We start from the raw sequence: 19,898 nt of genomic DNA, 5'->3' as shown, positions 1-19,898 counted from the left end.
GCCGCGGGTCCTGGCGCGTTCCGAGGAGTTCCGGGCAGGTGTCCGAGCTTGCGAGGAGAGAGCCAGTGACCGAGTCCACGACCCGGCCGTCAGCAGCGACCGCGGTGGTACCGGCAGGAGTGCGGGTGCTGCGGCGCGACGGGACCGTTTCCGGTTGGGACGAAACGAAGATCTCCGTGGCGTTGACCAAGGCGTTCCTGGCGGCCGAGGGGGATTCGGCCGCATCGTCGTCGCGGTTGCACCAGATCGTCGCGGAGTTGACGGAGCAGGCGGCGCAGGGCGTGCTGCGCCACGCGGGTACCGAAGGCCTGGTGCACATCGAGCAGATCCAGGACATGGTGGAGCTGGCGCTGATGCGCGGCGGGCACCACGGTGTCGCCCGCGCCTACGTGCTCTACCGGGAGGAGCACGCGCAGGCCCGCGAGGCCGAGGTGGCTCCCGTCGAGGACGCCGCTCCCCGCCTGGAGATGACCGCGCCGGACGGCACCCGGGTGCCGCTGGACTGGGAGCGGGTGTCGACCGTCGTCGAGCAGGCCTGCTCGGACCTCGACGACGTGCACGCCGACCAGGTGCTGCGCGAGGTGCGGCGCAACGTCTACGACGGCATCAGCTCCGCGGAGCTGGCCGAGTCGCTGACGATGGCGGCGCGCACCTTCGTGGAGGCGGAGCCGAACTACTCGCTGGTGACCTCGCGGCTGCTGCTGGACAAGCTGCGTCGGGAGGCGCTGAGCTTCGTCGCGGGCGAGCCGGCCGAGGCCGACCAGGTGCAGATGCGGGACCGCTACGCCGGTTACTTCGCCGACTACGTGCGCCGCGGCATCGAGCTGGAGCAGCTGGACCCGGAGCTGGCCCGCTTCGACCTGGAGCGGCTGGGCGCGGCGCTGGACGCGGACCGGGACATCGCGTTCGGCTTCCTCGGCCTGCAGACGCTCTACGACCGGTACCTGCTGCACGAGGACGGGGTGCGGTTCGAGCTGCCGCAGGCGTTCTTCATGCGGGTCGCGATGGGCGTGGCGCTGCGCGAGGACGACCGGGAGGCGCGGGCGATCGAGTTCTACGACCTGATCTCCTCGTTCGACTTCATGTGCTCGACGCCGACGCTGTTCAACGCGGGCACCACCCGCCCGCAGCTGTCGTCCTGCTTCCTGACCACTGTGGACGACGACCTGCACGGGATCTTCCACGGCATCAGCAACAACGCGCTGCTGTCGAAGTACGCGGGCGGGCTCGGCAACGACTGGACCCCGGTGCGGGGCACGGGCGCGCACATCAAGGGGACCAACGGTTCCTCGCAGGGCGTGGTGCCGTTCCTGAAGATCGCCAACGACACGGCGGTCGCGGTGAACCAGGGCGGCAAGCGCAAGGGCGCGGTGTGCGCGTACCTGGAGACCTGGCACGTGGACGTCGAGGAATTCCTCGACCTGCGCAAGAACACCGGGGACGACCGGCGGCGCACGCACGACATGAACACGGCGAACTGGGTGCCGGACGAGTTCCTGCGCCGGGTGGAGGCCGACGAGCCGTGGACCCTGTTCTCCCCGGACGAGGTGCCGGACCTGCACGACCTGTACGGCACCGCGTTCGCGCAGCGCTACCGGGAGTACGAGGCGGCCGCCGAGCGCGGTGAGCTGAAGGTGTTCCGCCAGGTCCGCGCGGTGGACCTGTGGCGCCGGATGCTGACGATGCTGTTCGAGACCGGGCATCCGTGGATCACCTTCAAGGACCCGTGCAACCTGCGGTCGCCGCAGCAGCACGCGGGCGTGGTGCACTCCTCGAACCTGTGCACCGAGATCACGCTGAACACGAGCAAGGACGAGGTCGCGGTCTGCAACCTCGGTTCGATCAACCTGGCGCGGCACGTCACGGCCGAGGGCCTGGACGTGGAGCGGCTGCGGCGCACCACCCGCACGGCGGTGCGGATGCTGGACAACGTCATCGACGTGAACTTCTACACGATCCCGGAGGCGCGGGCCTCGAACCTGCGGCACCGCCCGGTGGGCCTGGGCCTGATGGGCTTCTCGGACGCGCTGTTCGCGCAGCGCATCCCGATGTCCTCGCAGGCGGCGGTGGAGTTCGCGGACCTGAGCATGGAGCACATCAGCTTCCACGCGATCGCCGCGTCCTCCGAGCTGGCCGCCGAGCGCGGGCGCTACGAGTCGTTCGAGGGTTCGCTGTGGAGCCGGGGCGTGCTGCCGATCGACTCGCTGGAGCTGCTGGCGCAGGCCCGCGAGACCGGCGTCGACCTGGATCGTTCGTCCACACTGGACTGGGACGGGCTGCGGGAGCGGGTGCGCGCGAACGGCATGCGCAACTCGAACGTGCTGGCCATCGCCCCGACGGCGACGATCTCGAACATCTGCGGCGTCGGCCAGTCCATCGAGCCGCTGTACCGGAACCTGTACGTGAAGTCGAACATGTCGGGCGACTTCACCGTGCTCAACGCCGACCTGGTGCGGGACCTCAAGGCCGCCGGGGTGTGGGACGAGGCGATGGTGCAGGACCTGAAGTACTTCGACGGCGACCTGGCCCCGATCGACCGGGTGCCCGCGGAGCTGAAGTCGTTGTACGCCACCGCGTTCGAGATCGAGCCGCGCTGGCTGGTGGAGGCCGCGTCCCGCCGCCAGAAGTGGATCGACCAGGCGCAGTCGCTGAACCTGTACATGGCGGCGCCGAGCGGCCGCAAGCTCGACGAGCTGTACCGGCTGGCGTGGCGCAAGGGCCTCAAGACCACCTACTACCTGCGGTCCAGCAGTGCGACGCACGTGGAGAAGTCCACGCTGCGCGGCACCGACGGCAAGCTCAACGCGGTCTCCCCCGCCGCCGCACCGGCCCCGGCCCCGTCGCCGCAGCCGCAGGCGTGCGCGATCGACGACCCGGACTGCGAAGCCTGCCAGTGACCGCCCCGTTCCCCCTGGAGGACTCATGACTTCCGTGCACACCCCCGACGCCACCGGGCTCGGCGAGATCGACCGCGGCGCGGGCCGGATCAACGTCGACGACAAGGCGATGATCAACGCGCAGGCGGACGTGAACCAGCTGCTGCCGCTGAAGTACGGCTGGGCGTGGGAGAAGTACCTCGCCGGCTGCAACAACCACTGGATGCCCACCGAGGTGTCCATGCACGCCGACATCGCCCTGTGGCGCTCCCGCGACGGGCTCACCGAGGACGAGCGGCTGATGCTCAAGCGCAACCTCGGGTTCTTCGCCACGGCGGAGTCGTTGGTGGCCAACAACATCGTGCTCGCCGTGTACCGGCACATCACCAACCCCGAGTGCCGCCAGTACCTGCTGCGCCAGGCGTTCGAGGAGGCCGTGCACACGCACACCTTCCAGTACATCTGCGAGAGCCTGGGCCTCGACGAGGGCGAGCTGTTCAACGCCTACCGCGAGATCCCGTCCATCTCGGAGAAGGACGAGTGGGCGCTGCGGCACACCCAGAACCTGGAGAACCCCGAGTTCGCCACCGGCGGACCGGAGCGCGACCAGGCGTTCCTGCGCGACCTCATCGCCTTCTACGTGATCTTCGAGGGCATGTGGTTCTACACCGGTTTCGCCCAGATCCTGTCGCTGGGCAGGCGGAACAAGATGGTCGGCATCGCCGAGCAGTACCAGTACATCCTGCGCGACGAGTCGATCCACCTGAACTTCGGCATCGACTGCATCAACCAGATCAAGCTGGAGAACCCGCACCTGTGGAGCGCCGAGTTCCAGGAGGAGGTGCGCGGCATGCTCGCCGACGCGTGCCGCCTGGAGGTCGCCTACGGCCGGGACACCATGCCCCGCGGCATCCTCGGCATCAACGCCGAGCTGTGCGAGCAGTACATGCACTTCATCACCAACCGCCGCTGCGCGCAGCTGGGCCTCACCCCGGTGTTCGCCGAGGTCGAGAACCCGTTCCCGTGGATGTCGGAGGCGATGGACCTGAAGAAGGAGAAGAACTTCTTCGAGACCCGCGTCACCGAATACCAGTCCGGCTCCTCCCTCACCTGGGACTGACGGATCGGGCCGCCCGCCGGGGACTCGGCGGGCGGCCCGCGGGTTCCGCCCCGCCGGGCCGTCGCCGCGGCATAGGGTGCCGGGATGGGTGTTCCTGTTCCCGCTGATCTCGACGTCGTCCGGGAGTCCTACGACCGCGTGGCCGACAACTACGTGGACATGGTGACCACGACGGGCATCGGCGACGTCCGCGCCCACCCGTGGCTGCGCGCCGCGATGGACGTGTTCGCCGATCAGGTCGCCGAGCTCGGCCCCGTGCTCGACGTCGGTTGCGGGCCGGGCACGGTCACCGGCTACCTGGCCGAACGCGGGCTCGACGTGTCGGGCGTGGACCTGTCGCCCCGGATGGTCGAGCACGCGCGGCGGCTGCATCCGGGGTGCTCGTTCCGCGTCGGATCGGCCACCGAACTCGGCTTGCCGGAGTCGTCCTTCGGCGGGCTGCTCGGCTGGTGGTCGCTGTTCAACCTGCCGCGCGAGGTGCTGCCGGGCGTGCTGTCGTCGTTCGCGAGCGCGCTCGTCCCGGGCGGTCAGCTGATCATCGCGACGCACGTCGGCGACGACGACGTGCAGCGCACCGAGGCCTACTACGGCGTCCCGGTCCGCTGGACGACGTACCAGTGGCGGCCCGAGCAGCTCACCGCGCTCGTCGAGCAGGCGGGCCTGCACCCCACCGCCGAACTCCGCCTGCCCGCCGACGAGCACACCGGCCCCGGTGTCGTCCTCGTCGCCCGCCGCGACTGAACCCGGCCCCAGGTGAATGGCCCACCCGCCCGTTCTTCGTGGTCGAACGGGCCATTGGTCGGCAGATCAGCTCGGCAGATCAGCTCGGCAGGGCGGCGCGGAGGGCGGTCAGGTCGAAGGTGACGACGCCGTCGGGATCGCGGTGCAGCACCTCCTCCGGCGGGAGGAACCGGACACCGCTGTCCGCCAGCAGCGCGTGGTGGGCGACGTAGGCGGGATGCCGCCGCAGCACCGACTTCATGCAGGTGGCCACACGATCGGCACCTCCGCGCAGAGCAGTTCGTTCAGCACCCCCAGCAGCGCCGTCCCGTTCGCGCCCGCGCCCCACAGGTTCAGCGTGTTGAAGGTCAGCGGCGCCACCAGCACCGCGTCCGCGGCGGGGAACGGATCCGGTTCACCCGGCCTGCGCGGGTGGATCCGCGGCGGCTGGCCCGTCGCGGATTCCAGCTCCGCCGGGTCGAGCCACTCCGCGGCGGCCTCGGACAGCACCGGGCACCACCCACCCGCCGGCCCGCAGCAGCCCCGCCAACTCGGGCAGCTGCCGCACCGGCGGCGCCGCGGTTCCGACCAGGTACAGCACCCGCCCGCTCACCGGTGCACCCATTCCCGTCGCGCCCCAGCGCAGCGGCGAGATCTCCGGCCCGTCGCAGCCGCGACGCCGATTCCGCGCGATCGGAGTTGCGGCCGGAGATCACCGACGCGATCAGGAACAGCGCACCCCGCACGGACACGGCGGCCGGATCGTCGCCGCGGACCGTTCCCGCCGCGGTCATGGCGATCCGCTCAGCCTCGGCCGCCCGCCCGGACCGCAGGAAGGCCGTCGTCACCTGGTAAGCCGCCGCCGAGGTGTCCAACCGCAACACCGCACGCGCCTACGGCAACGCCCTGCATGCCCTGGTCGCCGAACTCGGCGGGACCAACCCGGTAGCGGCCCTGGACAACGACACGATGGTGGAGAAGATCGGCCGGTGGTTCGCTCGCCGTTGGGGCAAGTCCGCTGCGGCCACTGTCAACGCCAGGTTGGACGCGCTGCGGTCGGCCGCCGCATGGTGGCGCCGACAAGAGTGGATCGGCGGTGGCCCGACCCGGCGCATCCGGCGTCGGCCGCGCACCCCGGATCGCACCCGCGCCGTGGCCCGTGCCGACATCGAAGCCCTGCTGACCCGTCAGCATTTGCCGTTGCGGCGAGCGCACCCTGTGGCGAATGCTGTATGAAACCGCCGCCCGTGCCGAGGAGATCCTCGCCCTGGACGTCGACGAGCTGGATCTGCGCAACCGCTGCGCCCGCCGCAAGGGCGGCGAGGCCGATGTCATGGTGTGGCGTACTGCCACTGCCAGGTTGCTGCCATGTCTGCTGAACGGCAGGAAGACCGGCCCGGTGTTCCTCCCCGAGCGACGGGCACGGATCGAGCTGCCGTCCGGTCGACCTCGATCCGGAATTCGGCCGGGCCCGGTTGTCCTACCGACGTGCCGCCGAGACCTTCGAGCACACCAGCAAGGACCTGACCGGTGGGCCGTGGACGCTGCACCAACTCCGGCACTCGGCGTTGACCCGTGCTGCCGAGGACGGCGGCAACAGCTCCACCCTGCTATCGTACTCCGGGCACACCTCGGTCGCTTCCCTCGCGCGGTACGCGCGAGTCTCACCCGAGGCTTTGGCTCGCTGGCAGCAGGACCGGGATCCGGCGGCCAGGCGGCGATGAAGGCAGAAAGCTGACTCGGTCTCGGAGCCGATCGTGCACGCGAGGTTCCCCATCGTCCCAGTTCACACAGTCGGCGACATTGGCTGCACCCGGCCACTGTCATGATCAGGCACATGAGCCAGAGTGTGCCGGTGACGTTGCCCGAGTGGCAGGATTTCCTCCGGAGCTATAGCGATGACTATCTGCGGATGGCCACGGATGAGGAGGCGGCGCGCCTCGACGACGTCCAGCGGGAGAATCGGTGGCTGGGCTACGAACCAGCCAGTGAGGACGCCCTCCGTGGCGCCGAGAAACGCCTGGATGTGCGGCTGCCGCCGAGCTACCGCAACTTCCTGCTCGCCAGCAACGGCTGGCGCGACATCGACCCTGAGTTGAGCGAGCTGTTCCGGGTCGACGAGATCGGTTGGTTCGCTGAGAAAGAGTCCCGATTGCTGGCCTGGTGGACGGAGGCGGGGCTCGAGGATCTCGTGGAGCAGGTCAAGCCGTGCTTGATGGTGTCAGACTGGTCCGACTGCGCTGTCTACTGGCTGCTGGACCCGACCACGATCAGGCCGGACGGGGAATGGACCGCGTACGAGTGGGCGACTGGCGACGGCTCCGATCCTTCGCCGTACCCCAGCTTCGGTGCCCTGGTGGCAAGCGCCCGGGACGTCTTCGAACGGATGAAGACCCACGGTGGCATCCACAAATAGGGATACCAGGACACCGAGCCCGGCACCTCATACTCGCCCCGACGCTGCACCGCTCCACCAGGTGACCGCAGCCGACACGTGGCCGCGCCTCATGCGCATCGACCGACTCGACCACCTGGTGCTGACCGTCGCCGACCAGGACGCCACGATCGACTTCTACACCCGGGTGCTGGGCATGGAGGTGGCTACCTCCGACGACGGCCGCACGGCGCTGACCTTCGGCCATAGCAAGATCGACCTACGCGTGGCCGGAGAGGATACCGAGGTGTTTTCGGCCGTCCACCCCGCTCCGGGCACCGCCGAGCTGTGCTTCGTCGTGGACACCCCGGTGCTGCTCCTGATCGACGAGCTCAGGGAGCAGGCGGGGGTGGACATCGAGGCGGGCCCGGTCGGCCGTACCGGTGCACTCGGCCCGATCTACAGCCTCCATCTGCGCGACCCCGACAAAAACCTGATCAAGCTGAGCAACTACCTCGACTGAGCGGGGCTATTCGTCCTTGGGCGAGGCCGGCTCCAGCAGCCGCACCCTGACCACCACCTCGCTTGACTTGCTTTCGGCTTCGGTGTTGGCAGCGTGGAACAACGCGCGAACACCGGAGCCGAAGAGCTAGTCGTTCTCGTCTTCGTCGAGGTTTTCGGAGTCGCGTAGCGGGCGCAGGCGCCCGGCGAGGTCCGGGAGGAGGAACGAGGTATCGGGTGTTGAACAGCACGATCGCGTAGAGCACAAGGCCGAGGGCGCCGAGCTGATCTTTCATGCCTTCGTAGGAGCGCTGCCGCAGTTCGCCGCGCTGACCGTGGAAGATCCGCCGGGCCAGCGCATGGCGGCCTTCCTGGAGGTTGGCCTGCGCTTTGATGTCCCGGCGGTAGCCGGTCTCGTCGACCGCGGCCGGGCGTCAGTTCGCGGCGGGCGACTGCTCTTCGAGGTGGTCGGCGAGCCGGGTCATGATGTCCGCGTAGCTCGCGTAGCTGAACGGGGCGACCGCGTCCCACTCGACGAACCGGTTCGCCCGCGCGGATTCCTGCGCCGCGAACACCGGGTTGCGCTTGAGCTGCTCCGGCGGCAGCGAGGCCTCGCGGGTGTCCCACATCAGCACGTCCCCGGTGTAGGCACCGGCGTTCTCCCAGGCGAGCCGCTCGAAGTAGCCGCCGCCCGCGGTGTCCGGGTGCGCCGGGGTCCGGATCGGCAGGCCCAGTTCCCGCACGTAGTAGTCCAGGTCCGGGTTGCGGCCCGGCACCACGACGAAGAACTCCTGCTTCGTACCGCCGACCACCAGGATGCTGCGCCCCTCCGCGCGCATCCGGGCGCCGATACCGCGCAGCCGGTCGGCGGCGGCGTCGAACCGCGCCTGGTCCGCCCGGATCCGCTCCGAGTCCACGTCGGACCCGAGCGCGCGGGCGAGCTCCTTGTAGGCGCCGATGGTCTCCGGCAGCGAGCGCCCGGACTGCTCGACGCCGACGGTGGGCACGAACGCCCGCACCTTCTCCTCTTGCTCGGCGGTCAGGTGCCAGAGCCCGTCGAACTCGGCGTACTTGCCGCTGACCAGCAGGTCGGGGCGCAGCCCGGCCGCGGATTCCAGGTTCAGCTCCCCGTACCCGGGGCCGGTGACGTCGGTGACCGCCGCCGGGTCGACGCTGCCCGCTTCCGGTTCGGTGCTGCCGTCGTCGCGGACCAGCGGGCCGAAGGTGCCGACCACCGGCACCCCGAAGTCGTGCAACGCGCCCGCGGCCGAGACCTGCGCGATGATCCGTTCCGGCGCCTCGTCGCGCCGCACCTGCACTCCGCGGTCGTCGACGAAGCTCCAGCCGCCCGCCGCGTCCTGCGGCGCGGGCGCCGAGCACCCCGCCAGCGCGGCCACCGCCACGAGCAACCCGGCTGCGCGCGTCCTGCTCACCATCAGCGAATCTCCCCTCAGTATGAGGTTAGGCTAGCCTACGGATCAGTCGAGTCGATGGGCAGAAGAGGTGCGAGATGGCCGAGCGGACCGAAGTGCGCCGCCCCCAGTACGTGATGTTCCGGACCCGGGTGGCGCGCGCCCAACGGCTCGGCCCCAGCTTCGTGCGGATCACCTTCACCGGCGAGGACCTGCACCGCTTCGGCATCGGCGGCGACGACCAGCGGGTGAAGCTCATCCTCCCCCAGCCCGGCAGGCCGCTGAGCGACATGCCCGGCGGCGACGGCTGGTACCCGCGCTGGCAGGCGCTGCCCGACGAGATCCGCCCGACGCTGCGCACCTACACCGTGCGCGCCTACCGGGAGGACCCGTTCGAGCTGGACATCGATTTCGTGCTGCACGGCGTCGACTCCGGCCACAGCGGCCCCGCCTCCGCCTGGGCCGCGGCGGCCGCCCCCGGCGACGAGGCGCTGCTGCTCGGCCCGGACCGGCCGGGCAGCGGCCGGATGTGGGGCTGCGAGTGGTCCCCGCCGGAGACGGCGCGGCAGCTGGTGCTGGCCGGGGACGAGACGGCGGTCCCCGCGATGGCCGCGATCGTCGAAGCGCTGCCCGCGGACTCGCGCGGCGTGGTGTGCGCGGAGGTACCGACGGCCGAGGACGTCCAGACCTGGCGCGCGCCGAGCGGCGTCGAGGTCCGCTGGCTGATCCGGCAGCGGCCGGAGGGGACCGCGCCGATCGGGTCGCTGCTGGAGGAATCGGTGACCGGCGCGCTCGGCGAACTCGGCTCGCGCGGCGGTTCCGAGGCCGGCCTGGACGACGTGGACGTGGACACGACGACGCTCTGGGAGGTGCCCGAACCGGACACCGCAGGCGGCGAGGTCTACGGCTGGCTGGCCGGGGAGGCGGCGGTGATCAAGCGGCTGCGCCGGGTGCTGGTGCAGGACCACCAGGTGCCGCGCAGCTGCGTGGCGTTCATGGGCTATTGGCGCGAGGGCCGCAGCTGACACCGCTCCGGGCGGAGTGGCGACCGCCTCTTGGCATCGGGGCCCGCGGCGTGCCACGATCCCTGAGATTAAGTAAGCCTTACCTAACTGCCCGGAGGTTCGAGTGTCCTCGCCCGCACAGCAACCGGTACGCAGTGACTTCGCCGCCAGACTCCGGTCCAGCACCCGCGCCGACCACGACCACGTCCAGTCCCTGCCGTTCCTGCGGACCCTGCTCGCCGGGGAGCTCGAAGCCGACGCCTACGCCGTGATGCTCGGCCAGCACTACTTCGCCTACTCCGTGCTGGAGCAGGCCGCCGACGCCATGCGCAGCGACGTGGTCGCGGGGCCGTTCGTCAGCGAACGGCTGCGCAGGCTGCCGCACCTGGAGACCGACCTGCACTACTACCTCGGGCCGGACTGGCGGGAGGTCATCGCGCCCAGCGCGGCCACCGAGCGGTACTGCGCGCGGCTGCGGGAGGTGTGCTTCGACTGGCCGGGCGGGTTCGTGGCGCACCACTACACGCGGTGCCTGGCCGACCTCTCCGGCGGCAAGCTGATCCGCTCGGCGATGCGGCGCAGCCTGGACCCGCCGGACGGGAAGGGGTTCGCGTTCCTCACCTTCGACGACGTGCCCAGCAGCGCCGGGGTGCGCAACGCCTACCGGCTGCTGCTGGACACCGCGGGCTGGGACGAGCGCGAGCAGCGGCGGATCATCGCCGAGGTGCGGCTCGCCTACCACCTCAACACCGAGGTGTTCGCCGACCTCGGCAGCCGGCTGCCCCCGCGCATTCCACGACCGCGCGGGTGAGTTCGCGGCACCGGAAATGAGGCGGAAGGCAATGCAACGTTCCCGCTGAATTCCGCAACAGTGCGGAATTCAGTGGGAATACTTGCACCACCCCGGTCGGCCGCCGCGACGGAGCGGACGCATCGGATTCCGCGGATCGGCCGCACCCGCATCTCGCCGGACCGCGGCCACGGCACGGCCGGAGAGCGCCGGAAGTCCTTTCAGGACGGCATTCCCCGCAGCACGCGCAGGCGCTCCGAACTGCTGCGACGGGACTCGCGGAACCGGCGGGAACCGGACCCGCCGGGCCGGCGGCGAATTCGGCCCGTTCCCGATCAGGAGGAAAAGCAGAATGCCAGGTACCGAGACCTGGCAGCAATGACTCATTCGGATGATCGCCGTTGTCGCGGACAATGGATTAGCATTCAGCGACATGACCGCAACTCCACCACGACCGCGGGCCTACGTGCTCGGCGCGGAACTGCGCGACGCCCGCCGCAAGAGCGGGCACACCTTGCGCGGGCTCGCCTCGATCCTGGACGTCTCGCACTCCGTCCTGGTCCGCTGGGAGCACGGCGACCGGGTGCCGTCCGCCGAATCCATCTCAGCCGTGTGCGTGGTGCTCGGCGTCAGCAGCACCGCGCGGTCCCGGATGCTCAAGCTCGCCCGCGAAGCCGCCGCCGAACCGGCGCCCTCGCAGACCCCCGGGGCCGCGGGCGGCGTCGACCAGCTCGCCACCCTGCTCGAATTCGAACGCACCGCCACGAAGATCACCGACGTGGCACCGCTGCTCATGCCCGGCCTGCTCCAGTCCGCCGAGTACACCCGGGCGATCATGGCCACCGGCGTCCCCGAGCAGGAGGCCAACAAGCGGGTCGCGATGCGCCAGGGCCGCCGCGACACCATCACCCGCAAGCGCTCGCCCGCGAAGTACACCGCGCTGATCCTCGAATCGGTGCTGCACCAGCCCATCGGGCGCACCGGCGGGCTGCACGACCAGCTGCGCTTCCTGGACGAGATCTCCGAGCGGGACAACGTCGAACTCCGCATCATCCCGTCGGCGGCGGGCTGGACGCCCGCGCACGCCGGACCGTTCGTGCTGCTCGAATTCGCCAAAGCGGACCCGGTGGTGCACCTCGAACACCACCGCTCCTCGGCGTTCCTGCAGGACGACGATTCGGTGGGCGCGTTCCGCGCCGCCCGCGACGAGCTGGAGCGGATCGCGCTGAGCCGGGAGGACTCCCGCAAGCTCATCGCCGAGATCGCCGCCCGCGAGCAGGTCCCGGCGTGAGCTCGGCACCGCGCGGCTGGCGGAAGTCCTCGCACAGCAGCCAGGAGACGAACTGCGTGGAGGTCGGGCGACTGCCCGGGGGCGGGGCCGCGGTGCGCGACACCAAGGACCGGGCGGGCGGGCACCTCGCCACCAGCTCCGCGCAGTGGTCCCGCTTCGTGCGCTCGCTCCGCCGGAGCAGCCCGCTGCGCTGAACGGAGCTCCGGGCAGGTCCGTTCGCCGGAATACTTCCGGCAGGGGTGGTTGCCACTACAGTGGCGTTGATCATCGAGTCGACGCCGCTGCGAGGAGACCATGCCTGTTCCGGTCGAACCCTCAGGCACCATCGACACCAGCAGGCCGAGCGCGGCGCGCGTCTACGACTGCGCGATCGGCGGCAAGGACCACTTCGAGGTCGACCGCGAACTGACCCGCCGGATCAACGACGCGGTGCCCGAGGCGAGCAGCCTCGCCGTCGCGAACCGCCGGTTCCTGGTGCGCGCCGTCCGCTTCCTCGCCCGGGAAGCGGGCATCGACCAGTACCTCGACTGCGGATCCGGGTTGCCGACCGCGGAGAACACCCACCAGGTCGCCCAGCGCATCGCCCCGGAAGCGCAAGTGGTCTACGTGGACAACGATCCGACGGTCGCCGCGCACAGCAGGGCGCTGCTGGCCGACCAGGAAGGCAGCCACTTCCTCGACGCGGACATCCACCGGCCGGCCGAGGTGCTCGGGTCCCGCATCGTCCGGGACGAGCTGGACCTCACCCGGCCGCTGGCGCTGCTGCACGTCGGCACGCTGCACCACTACGACGAGGAACGGGGCGGCAGGTCGGCCGCCGACCTGGTGGGCGAGTACGTCGAGGCGCTGCCCGCCGGATCCTTCGTGGCGTTCAGCCACTTCCTCGACCCGGAGGACGCGGACGGGGAGCCGGCGCGGCTGGTGGAGGAGATGCTGCGCGCCGGGCTCGGCACCGGGTTCTTCCGCACCCGCGCGGAGATCGGCGCGATGCTGGCCGGGCTGGAACCGCTGGCCCCCGGTCTCGTGGTGGCCGACGACTGGTGGCCGGACGGCCCGCGCCGCACGCCGCTGCCGCCGGTGGCCCGCTGCCTCGCCGCCGCCGTCGCCCGCAAGCCCTGACGCCGCGCTGACCTGGAGTGGAGGCGGGCGGGGCGGGGTATCCGGCGGGTGTGGAGTCGCAGACCGTGGAGTGCTTCCCGTTCCGGTTCGACCGGGCGCACCGGATCCCGGCGCTGCCGTTCGGCATCACCCCGGTGACGACGTGGGTCCGGGTCGGCGACCGCGAGCTCACCGTGCGGTTCGGGCCGTGGTGCGTGCGCACCGAGCGGGCCAACGTGGCGGGGACCGCGGTCACCGGCCCGTTCTGGACGTGGCGGACGGCGGGCCCGGCGCGGGTATCGCTGGCCGACGGCGGCCTGACCTGCGCGACGAACGGGGAACGCGGGTTGTGCGTGCGCTTCGTCGAACCCGTGCCGGGCATCGAGCCGCTGGGGCTGCTGCGGCATCCGGCGGTGACGGTCACGGTCGCGGATTGCGATCGGCTCGCCGCGCTACTGGCTCGGTCAGCTCGACCATCCGGTGACCAGCGCCGCGGATGAACCGCAGCTGGGTGCTGCGGCCGAACACGGCGAACCCGAGGCGCACCACCGGGTTCGGGATGTGGGCGTGCCGGGAGAACGCGCGCACCTGGAACTCGACGGTGCCGGTGGCGATGTCCTTGCGCACCAGGAAGTCCATCTGCCCCTGCTCCAGGTGCCCGCGCAGCGTGCGGTAGTTCCAGCCCCACACCCGCACCCCGTCCCGGGCGGTGTCGGTGATGCCGCCGACCCGGCACGGCAGCCGGAACACCAAGCCGTGGAAGGAGGTTTCGAGCAGCAGATCGGCGCCGGGCTCCAGCTCCCGGGTGGAGCGGCACGCGCGCGAGACCAGCGTCGGGTCGGCGAACTTGTAGTCCCGCACCAGCGCGCAGGCCCGTTCCCACGGGCCACCGACCAGCGGCGGTCCCGGTGGTTCCGCGGGCAGCTCCCGCCGCTGGTCGTCCACCGTCCACTCCGGACCGGGGTCCAGCGGGTCCACCGCGGCCACGTCGAAGTTCACCGGCAGGTCCCGGAACCGCGCCAGCTCCCGGAGCAACCGCGGGTCGTCGTCGCAGCGCAGTCCGGTCACACCCGCTCCCCCACCACCGATTCGTCGCGCCCGGTGTAGATCTCCACGCCGTCCACCAGCCGCCCGCCCGCGACCGCGCACACCCGCGCGCAACACCGCACCCACAGGTACGCCTGCAACCGCCGCGACAACCGCAGCCGGTCGTAGAGCAGGTCGGCGGCGCGGCTGCTGCTGCGCGCCCAGGACTCGATCTCGAACAGCATCCGCATTCCGCGGTCGCCCGCGCGGAACTCGATCTGCCCCGCCTCCAGGTGGCCGGGCCGGGTGGCGAGCCGGAACGACGTCGGCGTCACGTCCAGCACCCGCACCGGGCCGTCCCACGGGCCGGGCATCCGGACCACCAGGTCGTCCCCGGGGCGCAGGTCCGCGTGGTCGCCCTCGGGTTCGAAGCGGGCCACCTCGCCGGGCACCATCCGGTCGGGCGCGGCGACGAACAGCGCCATCACGTCGGCGGCGGTGCACAGGTGCAGCTGGATCTCCGCGGAGTAGCGGCGGTGGAACAGCGGGCCGACGCCGTCCTCCGGCAGCTGCAGGCCGGTGCGGTCGGCGGGAGCGGGCGGTGGGCGCACCGCTTCGACCCGGTCCACCAGGTGCACCGGCACGTCGCTGGTCAGCTCGCGCACCGCCGCCAGCAGCAGTCCCGGCGGCCAGCGCCACAGCCACGGCAGGATCACGCGCGGCCGCCCTCGGTGCGGCGGCGGGCGCGGGCGCGTTCGACGGCGCGGCGTCGCGCCTGGTCGCGCAGCACGATCTGGGTCTGCTCCGGTGTGGGGTGGCCTTCGCCCATCGCGATCTCCGCCTCCCGGTAGCGCTGCTCGTCCTCGTCCGGGTCGCCGCCGCGGGCGTCGGCCAGCTGCTCCTCCGGGTCGGGGCGGCGGGTGCGCATCGGATGCTCCCGCCGGTACGGGTTGTCCGGCGGCAGCCCGCCGGACAGGCGGCCGTAGAGCCCGGTGCACAGCAGGACCAGCCCGGCGACGAGGCTGAAGAACACGTTCGGCAGCCGGAACGCCAGCAGGTTCCACGGCGAGTTGAGGACCGCCAGGTGCACGAGCCCGGACAGCAGGAACAGCACCCCGATGAACGTGGTCACCGTCGAGGCCTGCCTGCCGCCCCACGCCGCGCAGCCGATCAGCACCGCGCCCGCCACCAGCGAGATCACCGCCAGCAGCCCGTTGCTGGACAGCCCCAGCACCGGCTGCCCGCTGGTCGTGAAGAAGTCCAGGCCGCGCAGCAGCCCCAGCACTCCGAACGCCCACAGCACCAGTCCCAGCAGCACGGCACCGATCCGGTGGACCGTGTGCACCGGATGCGGCGCGGGTTTCGTCGCGTGCTTCATCGCCCACCCCCCGGAGCCCGTCGTCACGCTCTGCGGCTACCCGCTGACCGATCCGGTTACACCGGGCGGCGCGCTTCCCCCGGTCGCCGGGTACCGCCGCGAAGATCGCGCGCCATACAGTTGTCGGCGCCCGTTAGCGATCGATGCGGAATGGCCGGAGCGATGAGCCGCGACAACAAGATCTTGCTGGCCGCGCTCGCCTGCGGCGCCGTCCTGGTGCCCGCGGTGGTGGTGCTCGCGCTGCGGTGGCCGTGGTGGGCGTGGCTGCTCGGCAGCGCGGCGCTGCTGGCGGGCGTCGCGGCCTACGCCCGGCGGCTGGTGCGGCTGCACCAGCAGGAGCAGCTGCGGGAGGCGCTGGTCGTGCAGCAGCAGCGGCCCGCGGTCCCCGCCGAACCCGAACCGGAACCGCCGCGGCAGCGGCTGCTGCGGGACGTGCCGCTGCCCAGTTCCGAACCCGACTACCGGTTCGTGTTCGGCGCGACCGCATGGTGGCGGCGCCCCGCCGACGCGGTCGGGGTCGCGCACGAGAACCCGGCCGGCCTGGCGGTAGACGTGCTGCTCACCCGCGCCAGGGAGATCGCCGCGACCGAGCACCCCGGCGGCGCCGAGGTGGTGGCGCACAAGCTGGCGGGCGCGCTCGGCGCGGTACAGCGCGACCCGCACGGGCACGTGGAGGTGTGGGCCGCGGACGTGACGCTCGTGCTGCCGGAGCAGGACGTGGACCGGCTGCACCGGCTCGCGGAGGTCCGCAAGGACGAGCAGCTCTGGCACCGGGAGCGCGACCACGAGCGCAGCAAGCGCGCCTACCTGGCCGACGAGGTGCTGCAGGACACCGGCAGCGCCGTGGTGTGGTGGCTGGCGCGCAACGAGAACGACGTGGAGCGCGCCGCCGAGCTCATCGGCACCCTCGCGCAGCTGTCCGCCGCCGCCAACGGCACCGAGATCGACGAGCGGTTCCGGCACCTGGTGCCGTCGTCGCGGCAGGCGCCGTTCCCGAACGGGCTGCCGTTCCCCGGGGATTCGCTGTCGTTCGGCGGCACGCTCGACTCGGGGCGCTTCTTCTCCTACGGGCAGCTGTCCGCGGGGGCCGAGCTGCCCGCGGACGCCGAGCACACCGCCATCGACCACGTGCGCGGGCTGCTCGACGAACTCAGCTCGGACGACGAGGACGCCGACCGGGACCGGCTCGCGGGGCGGCTGGCCACCTTGTTCGACGCGGCCGGGCAGGCCGAGTTCGCGGCGGCCATCCGGCACCGGTTCGGCAACGCCGAGGACGGGCAGGTGCCCGCTCAGCCGAGGCGTTCGTCCACGTAGCACCACGCCCAGGCTTCGCCCGGCTCGAACGAGCGGATCACCGGGTGGCCGGTGCCGCGGTGGTGCTCGGTGGCGTGCTGCCGCGGGCTGGAGTCGCAGCAGCCGACGTGCCCGCACTCGGTGCACATCCGCAGGTGCGCCCATTCGTGCAGTCCCAGCCGCGCGCAGTCCTCGCAGCCGGAGCGGGAACCGGGCTCGGGCCGCCGGTCCGCCGCCGTTTCCAGGTGCTCGCAACCGGCCATCGCCGCCTCCCGGGTTCCGCGTCCGACGACCCCACCATGCCCGGTCGCGCCCCGGCCCCGCCAGCGCCCCGGACCCGGCAGTGCCGGGAACGCGACGAGGCGCAGCACCCGTCGATCATCCCTACACTTCCGTCGACCGCGAGGCCCGCCAGGACGGAGACGCAGCCCCATGCACCAGTTCCCGGACCTGATGATGCTGCTCGCGGTGGCGCTGGTGATCACCGCGCTCGCCCGGCGGTGGGAGCTGTCCGAGCCGCTGGTCCTGGTGCTGGCCGGGCTGGCGCTCTCGTTCGTGCCGGGCGTACCGGACTACGCGATCGACCCCGAGCTGATCCTGGTGCTGGTGCTGCCGCCGCTGCTGTACTCGGCGGCGCTGACCTCGTCGACGATCGGGCTGCGCGCGAACGCCCGCCCGATCGGCTCGCTGGCGCTGGGCGCGGTGCTGGTCACCACGCTGGCGATCGGGCTGGTGGCGTGGTGGCTGGTGCCCGCGATGCCGCTGGGCGCGGCGTTGGTGCTGGGCGCCGTGGTGGCCCCGCCGGACGCGGTGGCGGCCACCTCCATCGGCCGCAGGCTGGGGCTGCCGCGCCGGGTGATGACGGTGCTCAGCGGCGAGAGCCTGGTCAACGACGCCACCGCGCTCACCGCGTACCGGGTCGCGGTGGCCACCGTGCTGGGCACCGGGTACACGCTGCTCGCCGGGGTGGGCGTGTTCCTGCTGGCGACGATCGGCGGGCTCGTCGTCGGGTGGCTGGTGGGCTGGGCGGTGCACCGGGCGCGGCGGGCGCTGGCCGACGGGGTGCTGGAGAGCGCGCTGGGCCTGCTGGTTCCGTTCGCGGCGTACCTGCTGGCGGAGGGCATCAACGCGTCCGGGGTGCTGGCCGTGGTCGTCGCCGGGCTGTACCTGGGACAGCGGTCGCCGACGGGCAGCGCCTCGGTGCGGTTGCAGGACCGGGCGGTGTGGCTGTCCGCGGACACCCTGCTGGAGGCGCTGGTGTTCGCGCTGATCGGCCTGCAGCTGCGCTCGGTCACCGAGGGCGTGGCCGGGCAGCTGGTGCCGCTGGTGCTGGTCGGGACCGCGCTGACGGCGACGGTGGTGCTGGTGCGGGCGGCGTGGGTGTTCGCGACCTTGCAGCTGCCGGAGCTGCTGCTGCGCCGCGGTCCGGCGCCGCCGTGGCGCTACGGCGCGGTGGTGTCCTGGGCGGGGATGCGCGGCGTGGTGTCGTTGGCCGCCGCGGCGGCGATCCCGCAGTTCACCTCGACGGGCGCCCCGTTCCCGCAGCGGCCGCAGGTGCTATTCCTGGCGTTCTTCGTGACGTTGGGGACGCTGCTGCTGCACGGGCTGACGTTGCCGTGGGTGATCCGCGCGCTCGGCGTTCGCGGCGGGGAGCGCTACACCGATGCGCTGGCCGAGGCGGAGGCGGCGCACAACGCGGCGCTGGCGGCGCGGCGGCGGCTGGACGAGCTCTCGGCGGACGATCCGCCGCCGGACGAGGTCGCCGAGCACCTGCGGCGGTCCGCGGAGCGGCGCAGCAACCGGGCGTGGGAACGGCTGGGCCGTTCCGCCGAGGAGGTCGGGGAGAGCCCCGGCGCCGCGTACCGCCGGTTGCGCGCCGAGATGCTCGCCGCGGAGCGCGAGGTGTTCGTCCGGTTCCGCGACGAGGGCCGCATCGACGACGTGGTCCTGCGCCGGGTGCTGCACGAACTGGACCTGGAGGACGTGATGCTGCAGCGGGAATGACGCCCTCGCCGAGGCGTCCCGGTCATTCCTCCAGGAAGCCGAGCTGGCCGGAGAGCTCCTTCGCGGCGACCGTCATCGCGCCGATCACCTCGCGCATCCGCTTGCGGGAGAACCGGTAGGACGGCCCGGAGGCGCTGAGCGCGGCGACGACCTCGCCGTCGTGCCGGTGCACGGCGACGGCGGCGGCGTTGAGCCCGAGCTCCAGTTCCTCGTAGCTGGTGGCGTAGCCGTCGCGCACGATCAGTTCGAAGCCGCCGCGCAGTTCACCGGGGTCGGTGACGGTCCGCGGCGTGTACTGGGCGAGTTCGCCGTCGAGCAGCGCGTCCTGGTCGTCGGCGGGGGCGTGCGCCAGCAGCACCTTCCCGCTGGAGGTGGCGTGCAGCGGAGTGCGCTGGCCGACCCAGTTGTGCGCGGTGACGGAGGCGGTGCCGCGGGCCTGGCTGATGTTGATGGCCACTTCGTCGTCGCGGACGGCGATGTTCACGGTCTCGCCGAGCTCTTCGGCCAGCGATTCGCAGAAGGGGCGGCCGAGCCGGGACAGGTCCATCCGGTCGGTGGCGGCGCCGGCGAGCCGGACGATGCCGAAGCCGATGACGTACTTGCCGCGTTCCCCGAGCTGTTCGACGAGGCCGCGGGAGACGAGGACGCTGACCAGCCGGGAGGCGGTGGACTTGTGCACGCCGAGTTCGCCGGCGATCTCGGTGATGCCCGCTTCGCCGTGGCGGGCCAGCAGTTCCAGCACGCTCACCGCCCGGTCCACCGACTGCACCAGGGCGCCGGAACGTTCACCGTTGCTGGATCGTCCTGCGTTGACCACGGTTCAACCCGTATTCGTTGCCGGAGAATTGCCGTCTCGAACGATACACGGTGTTGCTGATTGCGCAACAACCCGGCCGGGGCCGTTCGGATCGTCCGCCGGCGGCCACGCTACGGGACCGGACGGCCGCGGCGGACCCCCACCCGGGGCACCTCGGAATGCCGGCCGCGCGCGGACCGCGCACACCGGCCGCG

General features: G+C 71.8%; 23 protein-coding genes and 1 pseudogene. 15 read left to right on the top strand and 9 right to left on the bottom strand.

Annotated elements, in window-relative coordinates; translation table 11 throughout:
- The first annotated feature begins 65 nt into the window (after window positions 1–65).
- From LCD31_RS18205 to LCD31_RS18195, 3 genes are all read left to right on the top strand, one after another.
- Window positions 66–2,897 carry a ribonucleoside-diphosphate reductase subunit alpha gene (locus LCD31_RS18205; protein ID WP_224959705.1) on the top strand — a complete coding sequence of 944 codons (2,832 nt, stop codon included), beginning with the start codon at window positions 66–68 and terminating at the stop codon, window positions 2,895–2,897.
- A 25-nt stretch (window positions 2,898–2,922) separates the two neighbouring features.
- Entirely contained in the window at window positions 2,923–3,996 is a 1,074-nt protein-coding gene (locus LCD31_RS18200; RefSeq protein ID WP_224959704.1) for a ribonucleotide-diphosphate reductase subunit beta, read from the top strand.
- A gap of 84 nt (window positions 3,997–4,080) precedes the next feature.
- Complete coding sequence (locus tag LCD31_RS18195; protein WP_224959703.1) at window positions 4,081–4,737, top strand: class I SAM-dependent methyltransferase; 657 nt, start codon at window positions 4,081–4,083, stop codon at window positions 4,735–4,737.
- A 79-nt stretch (window positions 4,738–4,816) separates the two neighbouring features.
- Here the strand turns inward: LCD31_RS18195 and LCD31_RS18190 are convergent, their stop codons facing one another.
- Both LCD31_RS18190 and LCD31_RS18185 read right to left on the bottom strand, forming a co-directional pair.
- The gene (locus tag LCD31_RS18190; RefSeq protein ID WP_224959702.1) at window positions 4,817–4,990 is read right to left on the bottom strand and encodes a hypothetical protein; all 174 of its coding nucleotides are present in this window, start codon (window positions 4,988–4,990) and stop codon (window positions 4,817–4,819) included.
- Entirely contained in the window at window positions 4,975–5,226 is a 252-nt protein-coding gene (locus tag LCD31_RS18185; protein ID WP_224959701.1) for a flavoprotein, read from the bottom strand. Before LCD31_RS18185 ends, LCD31_RS18190 begins: the two co-directional genes overlap by 16 nt.
- A gap of 357 nt (window positions 5,227–5,583) precedes the next feature.
- Between LCD31_RS18185 and LCD31_RS18180 the strand changes: the two genes are divergently transcribed.
- The 4 genes from LCD31_RS18180 to LCD31_RS18165 all read left to right on the top strand — a co-directional run bounded on the left by LCD31_RS18180 (window position 5,584) and on the right by LCD31_RS18165 (window position 7,613).
- A complete protein-coding gene (locus tag LCD31_RS18180) occupies window positions 5,584–5,952 on the top strand; it encodes a hypothetical protein (protein ID WP_224959700.1) in 369 nt (122 codons plus the stop codon).
- A gap of 239 nt (window positions 5,953–6,191) precedes the next feature.
- Entirely contained in the window at window positions 6,192–6,440 is a 249-nt protein-coding gene (locus LCD31_RS18175) for a tyrosine-type recombinase/integrase (RefSeq protein WP_224959699.1), read from the top strand.
- 113 nt (window positions 6,441–6,553) lie between these two features.
- Window positions 6,554–7,132: an SMI1/KNR4 family protein gene (locus tag LCD31_RS18170; protein WP_224959698.1), complete on the top strand. Its 579-nt coding sequence runs from the start codon at window positions 6,554–6,556 to the stop codon at window positions 7,130–7,132.
- Between the two features lie 61 nt (window positions 7,133–7,193).
- Window positions 7,194–7,613 carry a VOC family protein gene (locus LCD31_RS18165; protein WP_224959695.1) on the top strand — a complete coding sequence of 140 codons (420 nt, stop codon included), beginning with the start codon at window positions 7,194–7,196 and terminating at the stop codon, window positions 7,611–7,613.
- Window positions 7,614–7,818: 205 nt separating this feature from the next.
- Here LCD31_RS18165 and LCD31_RS18160 read toward each other — a convergent pair.
- Together LCD31_RS18160 and LCD31_RS18155 are read right to left on the bottom strand one after the other, a co-directional pair.
- Window positions 7,819–8,013 (bottom strand): annotated as a pseudogene (locus LCD31_RS18160) (Tn3 family transposase); the annotation flags it as partial.
- Between the two features lie 12 nt (window positions 8,014–8,025).
- Window positions 8,026–9,027, bottom strand: coding sequence for an ABC transporter substrate-binding protein (locus LCD31_RS18155; RefSeq protein ID WP_224959693.1), 1,002 nt, complete (start codon window positions 9,025–9,027; stop codon window positions 8,026–8,028).
- A gap of 74 nt (window positions 9,028–9,101) precedes the next feature.
- Between LCD31_RS18155 and LCD31_RS18150 the strand changes: the two genes are divergently transcribed.
- The 6 genes from LCD31_RS18150 to LCD31_RS18125 all read left to right on the top strand — a co-directional run bounded on the left by LCD31_RS18150 (window position 9,102) and on the right by LCD31_RS18125 (window position 13,686).
- On the top strand, window positions 9,102–10,028 hold the full coding sequence (locus tag LCD31_RS18150; RefSeq protein WP_224959691.1) for a siderophore-interacting protein: 927 nt from the start codon (window positions 9,102–9,104) through the stop codon (window positions 10,026–10,028).
- Between the two features lie 103 nt (window positions 10,029–10,131).
- Complete coding sequence (locus tag LCD31_RS18145) at window positions 10,132–10,818, top strand: heme oxygenase (biliverdin-producing) (RefSeq protein ID WP_224959689.1); 687 nt, start codon at window positions 10,132–10,134, stop codon at window positions 10,816–10,818.
- A gap of 412 nt (window positions 10,819–11,230) precedes the next feature.
- Window positions 11,231–12,088 (top strand): helix-turn-helix transcriptional regulator, encoded by an 858-nt coding sequence (locus LCD31_RS18140; protein ID WP_224959687.1) that lies wholly within the window; start codon window positions 11,231–11,233, stop codon window positions 12,086–12,088.
- Window positions 12,085–12,282, top strand: a complete 198-nt coding sequence (locus tag LCD31_RS18135; protein ID WP_224959685.1) for a DUF397 domain-containing protein — start codon at window positions 12,085–12,087, stop codon at window positions 12,280–12,282. The genes LCD31_RS18140 and LCD31_RS18135 overlap by 4 nt, the downstream gene beginning before the upstream one ends.
- A gap of 100 nt (window positions 12,283–12,382) precedes the next feature.
- A complete protein-coding gene (locus LCD31_RS18130; protein ID WP_224959684.1) occupies window positions 12,383–13,207 on the top strand; it encodes an SAM-dependent methyltransferase in 825 nt (274 codons plus the stop codon).
- Between the two features lie 50 nt (window positions 13,208–13,257).
- Window positions 13,258–13,686, top strand: coding sequence for a hypothetical protein (locus LCD31_RS18125; RefSeq protein ID WP_224959682.1), 429 nt, complete (start codon window positions 13,258–13,260; stop codon window positions 13,684–13,686).
- Here the strand turns inward: LCD31_RS18125 and LCD31_RS18120 are convergent.
- Genes LCD31_RS18120 through LCD31_RS18110 form a run of 3 tightly spaced genes read right to left on the bottom strand, consistent with a single transcriptional unit; the run spans window position 13,607 to window position 15,590 of the window.
- Window positions 13,607–14,254, bottom strand: a complete 648-nt coding sequence (locus LCD31_RS18120; protein ID WP_224959680.1) for a DUF1990 family protein — start codon at window positions 14,252–14,254, stop codon at window positions 13,607–13,609. The genes LCD31_RS18125 and LCD31_RS18120 overlap by 80 nt on opposite strands.
- Window positions 14,251–14,928 carry a DUF1990 family protein gene (locus LCD31_RS18115; RefSeq protein WP_224959678.1) on the bottom strand — a complete coding sequence of 226 codons (678 nt, stop codon included), beginning with the start codon at window positions 14,926–14,928 and terminating at the stop codon, window positions 14,251–14,253. Before LCD31_RS18115 ends, LCD31_RS18120 begins: the two co-directional genes overlap by 4 nt.
- Window positions 14,925–15,590, bottom strand: coding sequence for a DUF4383 domain-containing protein (locus tag LCD31_RS18110; protein ID WP_224959676.1), 666 nt, complete (start codon window positions 15,588–15,590; stop codon window positions 14,925–14,927). Before LCD31_RS18110 ends, LCD31_RS18115 begins: the two co-directional genes overlap by 4 nt.
- 150 nt (window positions 15,591–15,740) lie before the next feature.
- Between LCD31_RS18110 and LCD31_RS18105 the strand changes: the two genes are divergently transcribed.
- Window positions 15,741–16,904 carry a hypothetical protein gene (locus LCD31_RS18105; RefSeq protein WP_224959674.1) on the top strand — a complete coding sequence of 388 codons (1,164 nt, stop codon included), beginning with the start codon at window positions 15,741–15,743 and terminating at the stop codon, window positions 16,902–16,904.
- Here LCD31_RS18105 and LCD31_RS18100 read toward each other — a convergent pair.
- Window positions 16,880–17,146 carry a UBP-type zinc finger domain-containing protein gene (locus LCD31_RS18100; protein ID WP_224959673.1) on the bottom strand — a complete coding sequence of 89 codons (267 nt, stop codon included), beginning with the start codon at window positions 17,144–17,146 and terminating at the stop codon, window positions 16,880–16,882. The genes LCD31_RS18105 and LCD31_RS18100 overlap by 25 nt on opposite strands.
- A 169-nt stretch (window positions 17,147–17,315) precedes the next feature.
- On the opposite strand from LCD31_RS18100, the gene LCD31_RS18095 reads away from it, so the two are divergent.
- Complete coding sequence (locus LCD31_RS18095) at window positions 17,316–18,887, top strand: Na+/H+ antiporter (protein WP_224959672.1); 1,572 nt, start codon at window positions 17,316–17,318, stop codon at window positions 18,885–18,887.
- A gap of 22 nt (window positions 18,888–18,909) precedes the next feature.
- Here the strand turns inward: LCD31_RS18095 and LCD31_RS18090 are convergent, their stop codons facing one another.
- Window positions 18,910–19,656 (bottom strand): IclR family transcriptional regulator, encoded by a 747-nt coding sequence (locus LCD31_RS18090; protein WP_224959712.1) that lies wholly within the window; start codon window positions 19,654–19,656, stop codon window positions 18,910–18,912.
- Between the last annotated feature and the right edge of the window lie 242 nt (window positions 19,657–19,898).

It is taken from the genome of Saccharopolyspora sp. 6M, assembly GCF_020176775.1.
Classification (GTDB): domain Bacteria; phylum Actinomycetota; class Actinomycetes; order Mycobacteriales; family Pseudonocardiaceae; genus Saccharopolyspora_C; species Saccharopolyspora_C gregorii.
This window is presented reverse-complemented; position numbering and strand designations above follow the sequence as displayed.

Bases quoted from the DNA above. Each gene is read 5' to 3' on its own strand.
- LCD31_RS18200 (WP_224959704.1), top strand. From the start codon at position 2,923: ATGACTTCCGTGCACACCCCCGACGCCACCGGGCTCGGCGAGATCGAC.
- LCD31_RS18195 (WP_224959703.1), top strand. From the start codon at position 4,081: ATGGGTGTTCCTGTTCCCGCTGATCTCGACGTCGTCCGGGAGTCCTAC.
- LCD31_RS18170 (WP_224959698.1), top strand. From the start codon at position 6,554: ATGAGCCAGAGTGTGCCGGTGACGTTGCCCGAGTGGCAGGATTTCCTC.
- LCD31_RS18155 (WP_224959693.1), bottom strand. From the start codon at position 9,027: ATGGTGAGCAGGACGCGCGCAGCCGGGTTGCTCGTGGCGGTGGCCGCG.
- LCD31_RS18150 (WP_224959691.1), top strand. From the start codon at position 9,102: ATGGCCGAGCGGACCGAAGTGCGCCGCCCCCAGTACGTGATGTTCCGG.
- LCD31_RS18140 (WP_224959687.1), top strand. From the start codon at position 11,231: ATGACCGCAACTCCACCACGACCGCGGGCCTACGTGCTCGGCGCGGAA.
- LCD31_RS18130 (WP_224959684.1), top strand. From the start codon at position 12,383: ATGCCTGTTCCGGTCGAACCCTCAGGCACCATCGACACCAGCAGGCCG.
- LCD31_RS18110 (WP_224959676.1), bottom strand. From the start codon at position 15,590: ATGAAGCACGCGACGAAACCCGCGCCGCATCCGGTGCACACGGTCCAC.
- LCD31_RS18105 (WP_224959674.1), top strand. From the start codon at position 15,741: ATGGCCGGAGCGATGAGCCGCGACAACAAGATCTTGCTGGCCGCGCTC.
- LCD31_RS18100 (WP_224959673.1), bottom strand. From the start codon at position 17,146: ATGGCCGGTTGCGAGCACCTGGAAACGGCGGCGGACCGGCGGCCCGAG.
- LCD31_RS18095 (WP_224959672.1), top strand. From the start codon at position 17,316: ATGCACCAGTTCCCGGACCTGATGATGCTGCTCGCGGTGGCGCTGGTG.